General features: G+C 69.3%; 15 protein-coding genes, 9 tRNA genes and 1 pseudogene. 9 read left to right on the plus strand and 16 right to left on the minus strand.

All coding sequences use genetic code 11. The annotated features are described in order from the left end of the window. Positions 1–187 (minus strand): enoyl-CoA hydratase-related protein (locus FL311_RS45990; RefSeq protein ID WP_255510384.1); only part of this gene is annotated, 187 nt, incomplete at its 3' end. 58 nt (positions 188–245) lie between these two features. After that, a pseudogene (locus tag FL311_RS46345) lies at positions 246–410 on the minus strand (enoyl-CoA hydratase-related protein); the annotation flags it as partial. Positions 411–588: 178 nt separating this feature from the next. On the opposite strand from FL311_RS46345, the gene FL311_RS33890 reads away from it, so the two are divergent. Genes FL311_RS33890 through FL311_RS33900 form a run of 3 tightly spaced genes read left to right on the plus strand, consistent with a single transcriptional unit; the run spans position 589 to position 3,533 of the window. Next, complete coding sequence (locus tag FL311_RS33890) at positions 589–1,368, plus strand: IclR family transcriptional regulator (RefSeq protein WP_228557267.1); 780 nt, start codon at positions 589–591, stop codon at positions 1,366–1,368. A gap of 11 nt (positions 1,369–1,379) precedes the next feature. Continuing rightward, complete coding sequence (locus tag FL311_RS33895) at positions 1,380–2,537, plus strand: acyl-CoA dehydrogenase family protein (protein ID WP_141331842.1); 1,158 nt, start codon at positions 1,380–1,382, stop codon at positions 2,535–2,537. A gap of 36 nt (positions 2,538–2,573) precedes the next feature. After that, complete coding sequence (locus FL311_RS33900) at positions 2,574–3,533, plus strand: alpha/beta fold hydrolase (RefSeq protein ID WP_141331843.1); 960 nt, start codon at positions 2,574–2,576, stop codon at positions 3,531–3,533. A gap of 102 nt (positions 3,534–3,635) precedes the next feature. Here FL311_RS33900 and FL311_RS33905 read toward each other — a convergent pair. The 3 genes from FL311_RS33905 to FL311_RS33915 form a co-directional block, all read right to left on the minus strand. Beyond that, positions 3,636–3,710, minus strand: a tRNA-Arg gene (locus FL311_RS33905). An 18-nt stretch (positions 3,711–3,728) separates the two neighbouring features. Continuing rightward, positions 3,729–3,801 (minus strand) — tRNA-Glu (locus tag FL311_RS33910). Between the two features lie 55 nt (positions 3,802–3,856). Continuing rightward, complete coding sequence (locus FL311_RS33915) at positions 3,857–4,000, minus strand: hypothetical protein (protein ID WP_153882713.1); 144 nt, start codon at positions 3,998–4,000, stop codon at positions 3,857–3,859. 205 nt (positions 4,001–4,205) lie between these two features. On the opposite strand from FL311_RS33915, the gene FL311_RS33920 reads away from it, so the two are divergent. Continuing rightward, positions 4,206–4,973, plus strand: a complete 768-nt coding sequence (locus tag FL311_RS33920; RefSeq protein ID WP_228557268.1) for an AraC family transcriptional regulator — start codon at positions 4,206–4,208, stop codon at positions 4,971–4,973. An 87-nt stretch (positions 4,974–5,060) separates the two neighbouring features. Next, a complete protein-coding gene (locus tag FL311_RS33925; protein WP_141331845.1) occupies positions 5,061–5,450 on the plus strand; it encodes a VOC family protein in 390 nt (129 codons plus the stop codon). 6 nt (positions 5,451–5,456) lie between these two features. On the opposite strand, the gene FL311_RS33930 is transcribed toward FL311_RS33925, so the two are convergent. The 8 genes from FL311_RS33930 to FL311_RS44365 all read right to left on the minus strand — a co-directional run bounded on the left by FL311_RS33930 (position 5,457) and on the right by FL311_RS44365 (position 6,439). Then, positions 5,457–5,527 (minus strand) — tRNA-Ala (locus FL311_RS33930). Between the two features lie 103 nt (positions 5,528–5,630). Beyond that, positions 5,631–5,705, minus strand: a tRNA-Pro gene (locus FL311_RS33935). 24 nt (positions 5,706–5,729) lie between these two features. Continuing rightward, a tRNA-Pro gene (locus FL311_RS33940) sits at positions 5,730–5,805 on the minus strand. A gap of 10 nt (positions 5,806–5,815) precedes the next feature. Continuing rightward, positions 5,816–5,889: transfer RNA gene (locus FL311_RS33945), tRNA-Leu, on the minus strand. A 32-nt stretch (positions 5,890–5,921) separates the two neighbouring features. Continuing rightward, a tRNA-Ala gene (locus FL311_RS33950) sits at positions 5,922–5,993 on the minus strand. A gap of 15 nt (positions 5,994–6,008) precedes the next feature. Continuing rightward, a tRNA-Gly gene (locus FL311_RS33955) sits at positions 6,009–6,080 on the minus strand. A 26-nt stretch (positions 6,081–6,106) separates the two neighbouring features. Further along, positions 6,107–6,178 (minus strand) — tRNA-Gly (locus FL311_RS33960). Between the two features lie 108 nt (positions 6,179–6,286). Further along, on the minus strand, positions 6,287–6,439 hold the full coding sequence (locus tag FL311_RS44365; protein WP_170300441.1) for a hypothetical protein: 153 nt from the start codon (positions 6,437–6,439) through the stop codon (positions 6,287–6,289). Between the two features lie 226 nt (positions 6,440–6,665). Here FL311_RS44365 and FL311_RS33965 point away from each other — a divergent pair, with 226 nt between their 5' ends. From FL311_RS33965 to FL311_RS33975, 3 genes are all read left to right on the plus strand, one after another. Continuing rightward, positions 6,666–8,033, plus strand: a complete 1,368-nt coding sequence (locus tag FL311_RS33965; RefSeq protein ID WP_141331846.1) for a hypothetical protein — start codon at positions 6,666–6,668, stop codon at positions 8,031–8,033. A 182-nt stretch (positions 8,034–8,215) separates the two neighbouring features. Continuing rightward, a complete protein-coding gene (gene mgtE, locus FL311_RS33970) occupies positions 8,216–9,547 on the plus strand; it encodes a magnesium transporter (protein ID WP_141331847.1) in 1,332 nt (443 codons plus the stop codon). Between the two features lie 28 nt (positions 9,548–9,575). Continuing rightward, complete coding sequence (locus tag FL311_RS33975; RefSeq protein WP_141331848.1) at positions 9,576–10,499, plus strand: hypothetical protein; 924 nt, start codon at positions 9,576–9,578, stop codon at positions 10,497–10,499. A 9-nt stretch (positions 10,500–10,508) separates the two neighbouring features. Here the strand turns inward: FL311_RS33975 and FL311_RS33980 are convergent, their stop codons facing one another. Then, positions 10,509–11,414 (minus strand): tetratricopeptide repeat protein, encoded by a 906-nt coding sequence (locus FL311_RS33980; RefSeq protein ID WP_141331849.1) that lies wholly within the window; start codon positions 11,412–11,414, stop codon positions 10,509–10,511. Beyond that, positions 11,414–11,620: a hypothetical protein gene (locus tag FL311_RS33985; RefSeq protein ID WP_228557269.1), complete on the minus strand. Its 207-nt coding sequence runs from the start codon at positions 11,618–11,620 to the stop codon at positions 11,414–11,416. The genes FL311_RS33980 and FL311_RS33985 overlap by 1 nt, the downstream gene beginning before the upstream one ends. A gap of 308 nt (positions 11,621–11,928) precedes the next feature. Between FL311_RS33985 and FL311_RS33990 the strand changes: the two genes are divergently transcribed. Continuing rightward, positions 11,929–12,372 (plus strand): NADAR family protein, encoded by a 444-nt coding sequence (locus FL311_RS33990; RefSeq protein ID WP_141331851.1) that lies wholly within the window; start codon positions 11,929–11,931, stop codon positions 12,370–12,372. 21 nt (positions 12,373–12,393) lie between these two features. Here the strand turns inward: FL311_RS33990 and FL311_RS45580 are convergent. Beyond that, on the minus strand, positions 12,394–12,592 hold a 199-nt coding region (locus FL311_RS45580), incomplete at its 5' end, for a hypothetical protein (protein WP_228557270.1).

The raw sequence follows: 12,592 nt of genomic DNA on the forward strand, positions 1-12,592 counted from the left end.
GCATGATGCCCACCCGAATCTCCGGCTGGCCGAAGCTGGCGCCCTCCCCCGCGACAATCATGTCCGCGTGCATCGCCAGCTCGCAGCCGCCCCCGAGCGCGAAGCCATTCACCGCGGCGATGACCGGCGCGGGGCACTCGGCCAGGGACTGCCAGAGCCGCTGGGTGTCCCGCAGCAACAGGTCCACCGGCGTCGCCTCCACCAGGGCCCGCAGGTCCGCGCCCGCCGCGAAGAACTCCGGCCCCCCCCGTCAGCACGATGCAACGCACGGCCGCGTCCGCGCCCAGCTCCCGGAAGGCCGTGGCCAATTCCTGGCGCAGCTCCAATCCCAGTGCATTGCGGACCTCGGGACGATGCAGTCGCACCAAGGCGATGCCTTCCTCGGGCTTCTCGACGAGCACGTGGGACATGGTTGGATATTCCTTGTTTCGCTATGCGAAACTGAATTTCGCAGACCTTGACCCATTTGTACTGTCTGTTTATCGTGATGGCAATCCCGCTCTTGTCAGGACTGTCATGAGACGCTTCGCAGCCCCCTCATCTCCGCCCAGCGACGCCGGTGCCCCCTTCGTGGAGTCGCTGGAACAGGTGAGCGAAGAGGAAGTGAAGGACCGTCAATTCGTGACGGCGCTCGCGCGTGGGTTGGAGATTCTGCGGGCCTTCACCCCGCAGCGCCCCATGCTCGGCAACCAGGAGCTCGCGGCGAGCACGGGGCTGCCCAAGCCCACCATCTCACGGCTGACCCATACGCTGACGCGGCTGGGCTACCTCACGTACTCGGAGCGACTGGGCAAGTATCAGCTCGGCACGCGGGTGCTCGCGCTCGGCTTCGCGGCGCTCTCCAACATGGGCGTGCGCGACGTGGCCCGGCCGCTGATGCAGGACCTGGCGGACTACGCGAACGTCCCGGTGTCGCTGGGCAGTCGGGACCGCCTCAACGTGGTGTACGTGGAGCACTGTCGCTCCACCGCGGCGGTGACGCTGCGGCTGGACATCGGCTCCAGGCTGCCGCTGGCCACCACGGCGATGGGACGGGCGCTGCTCGCCGCGCTCCCCGAGGGCGAGCGCCGCTACCTGATGGGCCACATGGCCAAGCGTGAGCCGGAGAAGTGGCCGCGCCTCCAGGCGAGCATCGAGCAGGCGCTCGAGGAGTACCGCACGCACGGCTTCACGCTCTCCGTCGGAGACTGGGACCGGGACGTCAACGCGGTGGGGGTGCCGTTCATCGCGCCGGATGGCAGCGGGCTGCTGGCCTTCAACTGCGGCGGGCCGTCGTTCCTGCTGCCCCGTCAGCGGCTGCTGTTGGACATCGGCCCCCGGCTGGTGAACCTGGTGCGCAACGTCGAGGCGGCACTGCAGCACCGCTGACAAGGACCACCATGCTCACCGCCCGCGAGGACGAGACCCTGGAGCAGTTGCTCTCCATGCTGGAGCGCTTCGTGAAGGAGCGCCTGATTCCCAACGAGCACCGCGTGGCGGACGAGGACGCCATCCCCCGGGACATCATCGAGGAGATGCGCGGCCTCGGGCTGTTCGGCCTGTCCACGCCGGTGGAGTTCGGTGGCGTCGGGCTGAACATGAGCCAGGAGGTGCAGGTGGCCTTCGTGCTCGGGCAGACGTCGCCCGCGTTCCGCTCGCTCATCGGCACCAACAACGGCATCGGCTCGCAGGGCATCATCCTGGATGGCACCGAGGAGCAGCGGCGCAAGTACCTCCCCCGGCTGGCCTCGGGCGAGATTGTCGGCGCGTTCGCGCTGACAGAGCCCAACGCGGGCTCGGATGCGTCGTCACTGAGGACCACGGCCCGGCGAGAGGGCGACGTGTACGTGCTCAACGGCACCAAGCGCTTCATCACCAACGCGCCCGAGGCGGGCCTGTTCACGGTGATGGCGCGCACCAACCCGGACGAGAAGGGGGCCGCGGGCATCTCCGCGTTCCTCGTCGAGGCGGGCACCCCGGGGCTCATCATCGGTCCGTCGGACCGGAAGATGGGCCAGAAGGGGACGCACACCGCGGACGTGCTCTTCGAGGACTGCCGTGTCCCCGCGACGCAGCTGTTGGGCGGCGTGGAGGGACAGGGCTTCAAGACGGCGATGAAGGTGTTGGACCGGGGTCGGCTCCACATCGCGGCGGTGTGCGTGGGCGTGGCCGAGCGGCTCATCCGGGAGAGCCTGCGCTACGCCATGGAGCGTGAGCAGTTCGGCAAGCCCATCGCGGAGTTCCAGCTCATCCAGGCCATGCTGGCGGACAGCCGCATGGAGGCCTACGCGGCGCGCTGCATGGTGCTGGACGCGGCCCGGCGCAGGGACGCGGGCCAGAACATCAGCACCGAGGCGTCCTGCTGCAAGCTGTTCGCGAGCGAGATGGTGGGGCGCGTCGCGGACCGCGCGGTGCAGATTTTCGGAGGGGCGGGGTACATCGCGGACTATGGCATCGAGCGCTTCTACCGCGACGTGCGCCTGTTCCGCCTGTATGAGGGCACCAGCCAGATTCAGCAGCTGGTCATCGCGCGAAACATGATGCGCGAGGCGAGCTGAGCCGTCCGTCCGAGGCCTGGCCCCCTGGGAGTCTGCATGTCCGTGGCCATCGCAGTCCTCGTCGGCGTCGTCGTCCTCGTGCTCGCCTTGCGGCAGTGGCTGCTCGTCCGCGAGTGCAAGCCCTGCCCGAGCGAGGCCTTCGACGGGCACATCCACCGGGTGGGCAAGGCGGTCATCGCGGAGCGGCGCTGTGAGAACCCGCGCGCCACCGTGCTGTGCATGCACGGCTTCGTGGCGGACATGCGATACTTCACGCGCCACTACGAGGACCCGGGGTTGCAGCTCATCCTGGTGACGAGCTGCGACTACCACCTGCCGGTTACGGGTCCTCGCGAGGTGCCCGCGCCCTGGGCGAAGGTGCCGAGCGCGCCGGAGGGCACGATTGCCCACGACGCCGCCGTGCTGGTGCAGGCGCTGGAGCATCTGCCGAGGACGGACCATGTGCGCGTCCATGGGCACTCGCGTGGAGGCGCGGTGGTGCTGGAGGCGGCGCAGCTGCGGCCGGACCTGTTCGAGAAGGTGGAGGTGGTGCTGGAGGCGCCCGTGCTCCCGCGTGCTCGTGCGTACACGCGCCTGACGCGGGCGCAGCTGTGGCTGCTGCCGTTCTTCATCCCGCTGTGGCGCCTGGCCCCCATCTCCCGGCACAACCGGGGGGCGTGGGGGCCGCTGGAGGATGCTCGCAAGCGCGAGCTCATCATGGCGTTCCCGTTCAATCCGAAGCGGGTGTCGACCATGCTGACCAACCTGGTGGACCTGGCCCGCTGGTTCGAGGAGCGCGATGAGTCGCTGTTCCGCAACGTGCGGCGCGGCACCGTGCTCGTCCCGGGGAAGGACCGGGTGCTGGACTCGAAGTCGATGCTGGAGAGCGCGCAGAAGGGCCGCCCGGAGCTCGAGGTGGTGACGCTCGACGGATGCAGCCACTTCGTGTTGTGGGACCGGCCCGATGCGCTGCCCGCGCTGGAGCGGCTGCCGGAGCGACCGTCCGCGACCGCGTGAGGTTTCGGGAGTGCACGCCCCGGGAGTCGAACCCGGCCAAGTCGGTATGTCGAACCGATGCCGTCGCCCGCTGGCTCGGCGTGCATGAAACAGATGAAACAGTGGTCCTGGCAGGAGTCGAACCTGCGGCCTCTCGGTTCGCACCCGAGCGCTCTGAATCCACTGAGCTACAGGACCTGAAGGTGTTGCGGTGAGTACCCCGTACGGGAGTCGAACCCGTCTTCCCGCATGGAGAGTGCGGTGTCCTGCGCCGATAGACGAACGGGGCGGGCGCTCGGCCTCTGAAACCGCCCGGCCACGTCCTCGAGACGTAGCCAGGAAGCTCAGCGGCCGGGTGGAGTGCTACGGAAGGAAGCGATTCCCTCCCACAGCTCATCCTCGGAGACGGTGTCCTGCTCGGTGTTCGCGAACAGCACGGCGATGCCGCGGACAGTGTCGTTCTTGCGCTTGAGATTCATCGGGCTCATCGGATTCACCGTCGGCAGATTCACCGCTCCTTTCGCCAACGACAGACGTGCTCGACGCCCCCTCCTGACAACGATGTTTGTCTTCGATGCGAGCACACCGCGCGCAGCGGCCCGCGAGCCCTCTGGCGCCATCCCCTCGCCCGGCTCGAAGCCCGCGCGGAATGAGCCGCCCGGTACTATCCTCCTCCCAGGAGGAGACCGAGGGATGCTCGAGGGTGGATACACGGAGCTGGCACCGCCGGCTTTCATGGCCGACCGGGTGGACGCGCTCTGGCGCTACGTCACGCCCTCCACCGCCACGCCGGGCCTCCACCGCATCCTCCCCGACGGCTGCACGGACCTCATCGTGCGCTTCCCGGACGCGCGGGCCCTGGGCCGCGGCGACGAGCCCCGCGTGACGGTGGTCGGCCCCATGGAGTCGTTCGCGCTCGTGAAGGAGGCACCCGGCTCGGTGAGCCTCGGAATCCGGCTCAAGCCCGGCTGGGCGATGGCGCTGCTCGGCGTGAGCCCTCGCGAGCTGTGCAACCTCAACGTCCCCGTGGAGGACTGCGCGCCGGCCCTCGTCTCCCTCCAGCAACGCCTGTCCGCCTGCCGCTCCCTCGAGCACGCCCAGGCCCTGCTCCAGCAGGAGCTCCTGCGCCGCAATGCCTCGCCGCGGCACCTGCCGAAGGCCCGGACCGCCCACGCCCTCCAGTGCCTCCAGGCCTCTAACGGACAGGTGCGAATGTCCACGCTGGCGCGCAAGCTGGGTATCAGCGAGCGGACCCTGCATCGCGACATCCTCGAGGAAGCAGGCACGGCGCCCAAGCTGCTCGCCCGGGTGCTGCGCTTCCAGCGAGCACTGGGTCAGCTCCGCGCGGGGAAATCAGCGCTGAGCACCGTGGCGCTCGACTGCGGCTACTCGGACCAGGCCCACTTCACCCGGGAGGTGCGAGAGCTGGCGGGAGTGTCTCCCACCGGCCTGCTGGAATGAGCCGCGTCCGATTTCTTCAAGACACCCAAGCGCCCCCATGAGAGACCGCCTCCATCGGCGTCCTCACTCCCACCTCGGAGCCCTCTCATGAAGCTCGGCTATGTCATCCTCTACGTCCCGGACGTGCCCGCCACCCTCGCGTTCTACGAGAAGGCCTTCGGGCTGAAGCGGCGCTTCCTCCACGAGAGCAACACATCCGGGGAGCTGGACACGGGCACCACCGCCCTGGCCTTCGCGTCGGAGGACATGGCCGGACAGAACGGGCTCACCGTGCGCTTCCACCGGCCGAAGGAGACTCCCGCCGCGGTGGAGGTGGCGCTCGTCACGCCCGATGTCGCGGGCGCCTACGAGCACTCGGTGAAGGCAGGCGCAAGCCCCGTCCAGCCGCCCAAGCAGAAGCCCTGGGGACAGTCGGTGGCCTACGTGCAGGACCTCAACGGCGTGCTGGTGGAGCTCTGCTCTCCCATCTCCGCCTGAGGTGAATGGAACCGCCGGGAATCGAACCCGGACCGCTCGGATGCCGTCCGAGCATTCTCCCGTTGAACCACGGTCCCTGAAGGGGTGCTGCCAGCGCTCCGACAGGGAATCGAACCCTGTTCACACGGTAGACGGCCGTGCTGCGATCCAATCGCATCCCGGAGCATGAAACACTTCACATCTGGATGACAGGATTTGAACCTGCGACCTCACGGATCCGAACCGTGCGCTCTGGCCAGACTGAGCTACATCCAGGAAACCACCACTGCCTGCAACGAGTCGGGACGACTGGATTCGAACCAGCGACCTCGCGCACCCCAAGCGCGCGCTCTCTTCCAAGCTGAGCTACGTCCCGTGAAACACCATGCCGCGGGCGGGAGTCGAACCCGCAACCTCTGCGTTCTGAGCGCAGCACCTCTACCTATTGGGCTACCGCGGCGTTTGAAACAGACGACAACGACTGTGATTGAATGGAGCCGCCGGGGATTGAACCCGGGACCTCTCGGATGCGAACCGAGCGCTCTCCCGCTGAGCTACGACCCCACATGTGTCTCGTGAAGCAGCCTGCGGGAGTCGAACCCGCGCGGTCCTGAGTGGCTCTCAGGTGCCTTTCCTCTCGGCCAAGGCTGCGATGCGTCCCTGCGGTGTGCTCGTGAAGCAGCCTGCGGGAGTCGAACCCGCGTGGTCCTGAGTGGCGCTCAGGTGCCTCGCCTCTCGGCCAAGGCTGCGTGTGCTGGGGGCGGGAGGCCCGGAACATGAGAAGGGCCGGGTTCCCTCTTACGGGAGCCCGGCCCTGGTACCTTCGGCCACGTCCTCGAGGGGGCGGGCCTGGGGTCTCAGGTTCCGGGCGGTCGACCGCCGGCGGCATCGCCCAGCAGGGCGGGAAGAGGAGCGGGACGTAGCGCGGCGGGCGCGAGCGCATCGATGCCGCTGACAGTGTCGTTCAGGATCTCGGGGTTCATCGGGCTCGTCAGGTTCGCCGTCGTCATGGTCACCGCTCCTTTCAGCGAAAAGAGACGCGCGGATATTTCATCCCTGACATGCGAGTGATTCCCATCCCGTCACGCGCCAGAGTCCCGGGCATCCACGAGGTGACACACACCCCGGCACCAGGGCTGACCGCGCCCCCCGTTCGCGCTATGAGGTTCGTGGAAGCCCGCGTCGCAGCGCTCCCTGGCCGGGGGAGGCTCGGACGTCGGGTGAGATGGCCGCTGGATGAAGACCTCCCTCCCCCTCACCCTGGCCGCGGTGCTCGCCAGCGTCGGTTGCTCGGCGGACGACCAGGCGCCCCTGTGCACCGTGAGCCCCGCGACGGGGCTGTTCACCCGCGACCCGGTGGTGGTCCCCCTGGGCACCGCCGCCTCGCTGCGGATGGACGTCGCTACCCTGATGCTGGCCTGCGACAACGGCAGTCCCGCCCAGGCCCCCGACACCGCCACCGCCGAGGTCCTCGACCCGGAGAACCACCGGGTCCCCGCGGAGGTCTCCCTGAGCGACATGGGCGGCGAGGCCACGGTGAGCTTCACTCCCACCACCGTGGGACGTCACCACGTCCTGCTCTCCTTCGCGCCCGTGGGCGGCGTGCGCCAGCTTGGCGTCCATGTGGCCGGCGCGTGGCGTGGAAGCCCCGCGCCCGTCACCCTGCCGCTGCCCAGGTGCGGTCAACTGGACCGCACCACGCGAGGCCTGTGGCTGTGTGATGGCGTGGCCGTACGCGACGCCGAGGACCGCCCGCTGCGACTGGGCACCGCCACCACGCCCGCCGACGTCTCCGTCTCCGGCAACGTCGTCTGGGTGGTGGGTGACGGGCGCGTGCGCCGCTACGTGGACACCGGCACCGAGCTGGAGCTCACCGACTCACTGCTCACGGATGCACTGGGCACCCGGCCCCTCCAGGCGCGACTGGCCTCGGAGAACGAGCTGGTAGTGCTCGACAGCGAACGACTCCACCGCTTCGTGCTCACCGACGCTGGCGTGCTCACCGCGCCGCCCTCCACGCCCTGGTGGGGGACGGGGACCCAGGGGCGCTTCGGGAGGGAGCAGTCGACGGGGCTGCTCGTACGTGCGTCGGCGCGGCGCGTCCTCGTCCTGTCGATGTTCCGTGGTGCACAGGACAGTCAGGCCTGTCCCTTCGAGCCATCCACCGAGGGCAGCCTCCTGCCGGTGATGGGCGAGCCCTGCGCGCCGCTGCGAGGCCGCCCCGTGGGCCTGGAGGACGGCACCCTGTGGACCCTGCTGGGCTCCGCCCAACCCCTGTTCCCCGAGCGGACACTCTACCGATGGACGCTCGAGGGAGGCCGGCTGGAGCAGGACGGCGCGCTCGGCCTGGAGCTGTCACTGGGGGTCACCGAGGCGTTCCTCCACCTGGGCCCCACCGTGCCCATCCTCTACTCCACCACCGGTGAAGTCCGGCTGTCCCAACCCCGACGCCTGAGCGGCCAGCCCGTGCTCGGACTGGAGCTGTTGCCTACCCACTTCCCCCTCTCCGAGGGCTCGCGCGACACCTCCCCGCGCTTCCACTGGGGTGGCGATTCGCGTCCCCTCGGAGGCTTCACCACCGTCTACGAGCAGGCCCGGCCCTGAGAGGCCCCGCCGAGACCCTCCCTTGGAGCCCACACGGGCGAGCTTTTCGCGCGGGGCCGGTGACGTCCGTGGAAAAAGCGCGCGGGGATGGTTGCCTGCCTCTCGCCGCGCTCGCCGTGCGGGTGTAGAGAGGCCGGCGCGTCGCGACTGGCCGCGCGCGTACACCAGCCGAGGCGAGCCCCATGATGGACAGCCCTCAGAGCCCTTCCCTCTCCGTGGAGGAGCTCCATGAGGTGTGGCCGGTGCTCTCCATCGACGAGCGCCTGGAGGGCTTCCGGCTCCTGCCGACGTCGGTGGCGGACGACTTCTTCCTCGACCTGTCCGCGCGCGAACAGGGGGAGCTCATCACCCACCTGCCCGCCAGCGAGCGGCGCACCTGGGTGCGGCTGTTGCCGCCGGACGACCTGGCGGACCTGGTGCAGGCGGTGGCGGTGGAGCCGGGGCAGGCGGACGCCATCCTCGCGCAGCTGGACGACGCCAGCCGTCGGGAGGTCAACGTCCTGCTCGCCTACGCGGAGGACGACGCCGGTGGTCTGATGAACCCGCGCTTCGCGCGCGTGCGGCCGGAGATGACCATCGACGAGGCCATCGGCTACCTGCGCAAGCAGGCGCGCGAGAAGGTGGAGACCGTCTACTACGCGTACGCGCTGGACGCCGAGCAGCGCCTGCAGGGTGTGCTGTCCTTGCGCCAGCTCTTCCAGGCCGCCAGCGACAAGAAGGTCGCGGACGTCATGCAGCACGACGTCGTCACGGTGTCGGAGAACACGGACCAGGAAGTGGTGAGCCAGCTGTTCACCGAGCACGGCTTCATGGCGCTGCCCGTGCTCGACGAGCAGAACCGGATGAAGGGCATCGTCACGGTGGACGACATCGTCGACGTCGTCCAGGAAGAGGCCACCGAGGACATCCAGAAGGTCGGCGGCATGGAGGCCCTGGAGGCCCCCTACTTCGAGGTCGGCTTCTTCGGGATGCTCAAGAAGCGCATCGGCTGGCTGCTGGTGCTCTTCCTCGGGCAGATGCTCACCGCCACCGCCATGAGCAGCTTCGAGGGCGCCATCGAGCGCGCGGTGGTGCTCAGCCTCTTCGTGCCGCTCATCATCTCCTCCGGCGGCAACTCCGGCAGCCAGGCCTCCACGCTCATCATCCGCGCGCTCGCCCTGGGCGAGATGCGGCTGAAGGACTGGTGGCGCGTGGCGCGGCGCGAGGTGCTGTCCGGCCTGGTGCTGGGCTTCGTGCTGGGCGCGGTGGGTCTGGCGCGCATCGTCGTGTGGCAGGAGGTGTCCGGTGCATATGGCGAGCACGCGTTCATCCTGGGCTGCGCGGTGGCGCTGTCCGTGCTGGGCGTGGTGACATTCGGCACGCTCGCGGGCTCCATGCTGCCCCTGGTGCTGCGCCGCTTCGGCTTCGACCCCGCGAGCGCCTCGGCGCCCTTCGTCGCCACGCTGGTGGACGTCAGCGGCGTCGTCATCTACTTCACCGTCGCCAGCCTCCTGCTGCGCGGTACGCTGCTCTGAACGCGCCTGCCGCGACGGGAGCCCGACCATGATTCGCATCACCCCTCGGCGCACCCTCACCCTGGAGGCCCCCGAGTCCCCGGGCCTCCCCGCGCACGTCAGCGCCGCCAGCGGCCTGGTGCGCGTCGGCGACTGGCTGCACGTCATCGCGGATGACTCGCTGCACCTGGCCACGTTCCCCGCGCACGAGGATGCACCGGGGCGGCTGTCTCGACTGTTCGAAGGTGAGCTGCCCGAGGAGCCCGCCGCGCGCAAGGCGGCCAAGCCGGACCTGGAGGCGCTCTGTCTGCTGGGTCCCCTGGTGGGTGCGCCTCATGGGGCCCTGCTGGCGTTACCCTCGGGCTCCACCTCGGCGCGCATGCGCGGGGCGCTGGTGATGCTGGGCGCGGATGGCTCGCTCACGGGTGAGGTCCGGACGGTGGACTGCGCGACGATGTATCAGCAGCTCTCGCGTGAGCTGGGCTCGCTCAACATCGAGGGCGCGGCGGTGGTGGGTGGACGGCTGCGGCTGCTCCAGCGGGGCAACGGCGACGCGGGCGTGGATGCGCTGGTGGACCTGGACCGGGAGCGCGCGATGCGCGCCATCGAGGTGGGCGCGCTGGGGCCGGAGGTGGTGCGCACCACGCTGCGCTGGGAGCTGGGCCGCACGGGCGGCGTGCGGCTGTCCTTCACGGACGCCTCGCCCCTGCCGGATGGGCGGATGATCTTCACCGCGACGGCGGAGGCCTCGCCGGATACCTATTCGGACGGCGCGGTGGCGGGCTCCGCGGTGGGCCTGCTGGCGCCGGATGGGACGCCGCTGTTCCTGGACGTCGTCGACGCGAAGGTGAAGCTGGAGGGCGTGGACGCGCGCGTGGAGGGTGGACGCGTGCACCTGCTGCTGGTGGCGGACGCGGATGACCCGTCCGTGGCGGCGCCCCTCTTGGAAGCGGTGCTGGACGTCCCGGCGTAGCGGCGCCGGTCAGTCGTGCTCGTGCGCGGCTTCTTCGGGCCTGCCGCCCACGGCCTCGAGCGAGGAACGCGCGGGACGGGCGCGGTCGAACGCCACCTCGCGCTGGCCCACACCCTCGGCGGTGGTGTTGGCGATGCGCTTGCGGGCGCGCGCGATGTAGTCCTGGACCAGCGTGGGGTCGGGATGCGTCTTCAGCGTCTCCACCCACGTCTCGATGGCCTTCTCGTGCTCGCCGGCGTCCGAGCGCAGCTTGCCCATCTCGAAGAGCGCGTGCGGGGACAGCTCCGAGTCCGGGAAGCGCGTGCGCAGGTCCGCGAAGGCGCGCGAGGCCTCCTGCCGACGGCCCTCCATCATCGCGATGGCCTGGGCCTGGAGGAACAGGGTGTCGTCCACGAAGGCGCTGGTGGCGAAGCGCTCGACGAGGCGGCGCGTCTCCAGTTCGCACTGCTGATAGTCGCCCAGCTCGAAGTAGAGCTTGGCCACCTGGTAGTGCAGCTCCGCGCCCTGCGGCGGGTTGCGCTGCAGCGCGGCGGTGAGCTGGTCAATGGCGCCGCGCAGGTCGCGGTAGTGCACGCGCAAGAGCTCCGCCAGGATGATGCGGGACTCGAGCGCCTCGGGGGACTCGGGGCACTGCTGGATGAGCTCGCGGTAGACGCCCACGGCCTCCTTCACCTTGCGCTGCTCAAGCCAGTAGACGTCCGCGGCGCCCTTGAGCGCGCGGGCGCGCAGCACGAGCGCCTCCGGCGTGCTGTCGTGGCGCAGCATGTCGAAGGCCTTGCGGTACTCGACGAGCGCTTCGTCCGGTCGCTTCTCGAAGGTGGCGTCGCGAGCGCGCTGCAGGTGGTCCACCGGCTTGTCACGACACCCGGCACCCGCCAGGGCCAGCACCACGAGCGACAGTCGCAGCGTCCGCACTAGCACTTCTCCGGGATGATGGTGACGCAGCGCGACTCCACGCAGCTCACGCACTCGGCGATGGGCGAGACGTCGGTGACGCACACATCGACACGGGAGGTCCGCGGACAGTCCTCGGAGGTGACACACCGATAGACGCTCCCGTCGTCACGGGTGACGTCCTGGGACGTCGAGCCACAGACCTCCAGGTCGTTGCATCCCAGCAACCCCGCTCCAAGGGCGGCGAGGACCGTGTGCGCGGTGCGTGTCACGGCGGCGGTTCTACCTGGATTCGACCACGTCGTCACGGACCGGTGTGCCCGCTCGCCTGCCCAGCGGAATCCCTTGCGACCCGGCTCCACAGGGGGTGAAGTCTGGAAAGCGAGCGTGTCATGAAGTACCCGCCATGACGCGGGTCATGACGCCTGTTGGCACTCCCAAAAGAGCGACACATGGGCGAATTCGAGACGGCCTTGCATATAGAACCGGCGAGCAACGGCAAACCGGGTGAAGTCCTGGCACGCTTGGGACACACATGAGCGAGGTCATCCGTTTCTACAGCGTCACCGACGCACATGGCTGGTGCTCGAACTTCGCGCCCTACCCCATCAAGCTCGGCGGCAGGACGTGGCCCACCAGCGAGCACTACTTCCAGGCCCGGAAGTTCGAGGCCGCCGAGGACCAGGAGGCCGTTCGTCAGGCGCGCACGCCCATGCTCGCCGCGCGCATGGGTCGAGACCGCAAGCGCAAGCTCCGTCGGGACTGGGAGTCCATCAAGGTCTCCGTCATGCGCGAGGCCGTGCGCGCCAAGTTCACCCAGCACGAGGACCTGAGCCAACTGCTCCTGGACACGGGCGACGCGCGGCTCATCGAGCACACGGACCAGGATGACTACTGGGGCGACGGCGGAGACGGCAGCGGCAAGAACATGCTCGGCCGCATCCTCATGGAAATTCGTGAGGAGCTCCGCGCGCGGTAGTGCGTCCCTGTTCCTCGCCGCTCATCCCCGGGACGGACCGCTCATGGAGTATCCGGAGCGCGCACGATTCCGGGGCGTACCTTCCTCCTCGTCCGACACCGCGCCTCCCGCGGCGTCCGTCACCCGAGGAAGGTCCATGCGTCCCACGCCACTTCTGACCGCGCTCTGCACCCTCCTGTCTCTTATACCCATCTCCGAGCCCACGAGACGCGTAGTAATC

Source organism: Myxococcus sp. AB025B (genome assembly GCF_006518215.1).
Classification (GTDB): Bacteria; Myxococcota; Myxococcia; order Myxococcales; family Myxococcaceae; genus Myxococcus; species Myxococcus fulvus.

What these genes read in the sequence shown, in the direction of transcription:
- mgtE (WP_141331847.1), top strand. Translation starts at nt 8,216, where the DNA reads ATGATGGACAGCCCTCAGAGCCCTTCCCTCTCCGTGGAGGAGCTCCAT.
- FL311_RS33915 (WP_153882713.1), bottom strand. Translation starts at nt 4,000, where the DNA reads ATGAGCCCGATGAATCTCAAGCGCAAGAACGACACTGTCCGCGGCATC.
- FL311_RS33920 (WP_228557268.1), top strand. Translation starts at nt 4,206, where the DNA reads ATGCTCGAGGGTGGATACACGGAGCTGGCACCGCCGGCTTTCATGGCC.
- FL311_RS33990 (WP_141331851.1), top strand. Translation starts at nt 11,929, where the DNA reads ATGAGCGAGGTCATCCGTTTCTACAGCGTCACCGACGCACATGGCTGG.
- FL311_RS33925 (WP_141331845.1), top strand. Translation starts at nt 5,061, where the DNA reads ATGAAGCTCGGCTATGTCATCCTCTACGTCCCGGACGTGCCCGCCACC.
- FL311_RS33965 (WP_141331846.1), top strand. Translation starts at nt 6,666, where the DNA reads ATGAAGACCTCCCTCCCCCTCACCCTGGCCGCGGTGCTCGCCAGCGTC.
- FL311_RS44365 (WP_170300441.1), bottom strand. Translation starts at nt 6,439, where the DNA reads ATGACGACGGCGAACCTGACGAGCCCGATGAACCCCGAGATCCTGAAC.
- FL311_RS33975 (WP_141331848.1), top strand. Translation starts at nt 9,576, where the DNA reads ATGATTCGCATCACCCCTCGGCGCACCCTCACCCTGGAGGCCCCCGAG.
- FL311_RS33900 (WP_141331843.1), top strand. Translation starts at nt 2,574, where the DNA reads ATGTCCGTGGCCATCGCAGTCCTCGTCGGCGTCGTCGTCCTCGTGCTC.
- FL311_RS33895 (WP_141331842.1), top strand. Translation starts at nt 1,380, where the DNA reads ATGCTCACCGCCCGCGAGGACGAGACCCTGGAGCAGTTGCTCTCCATG.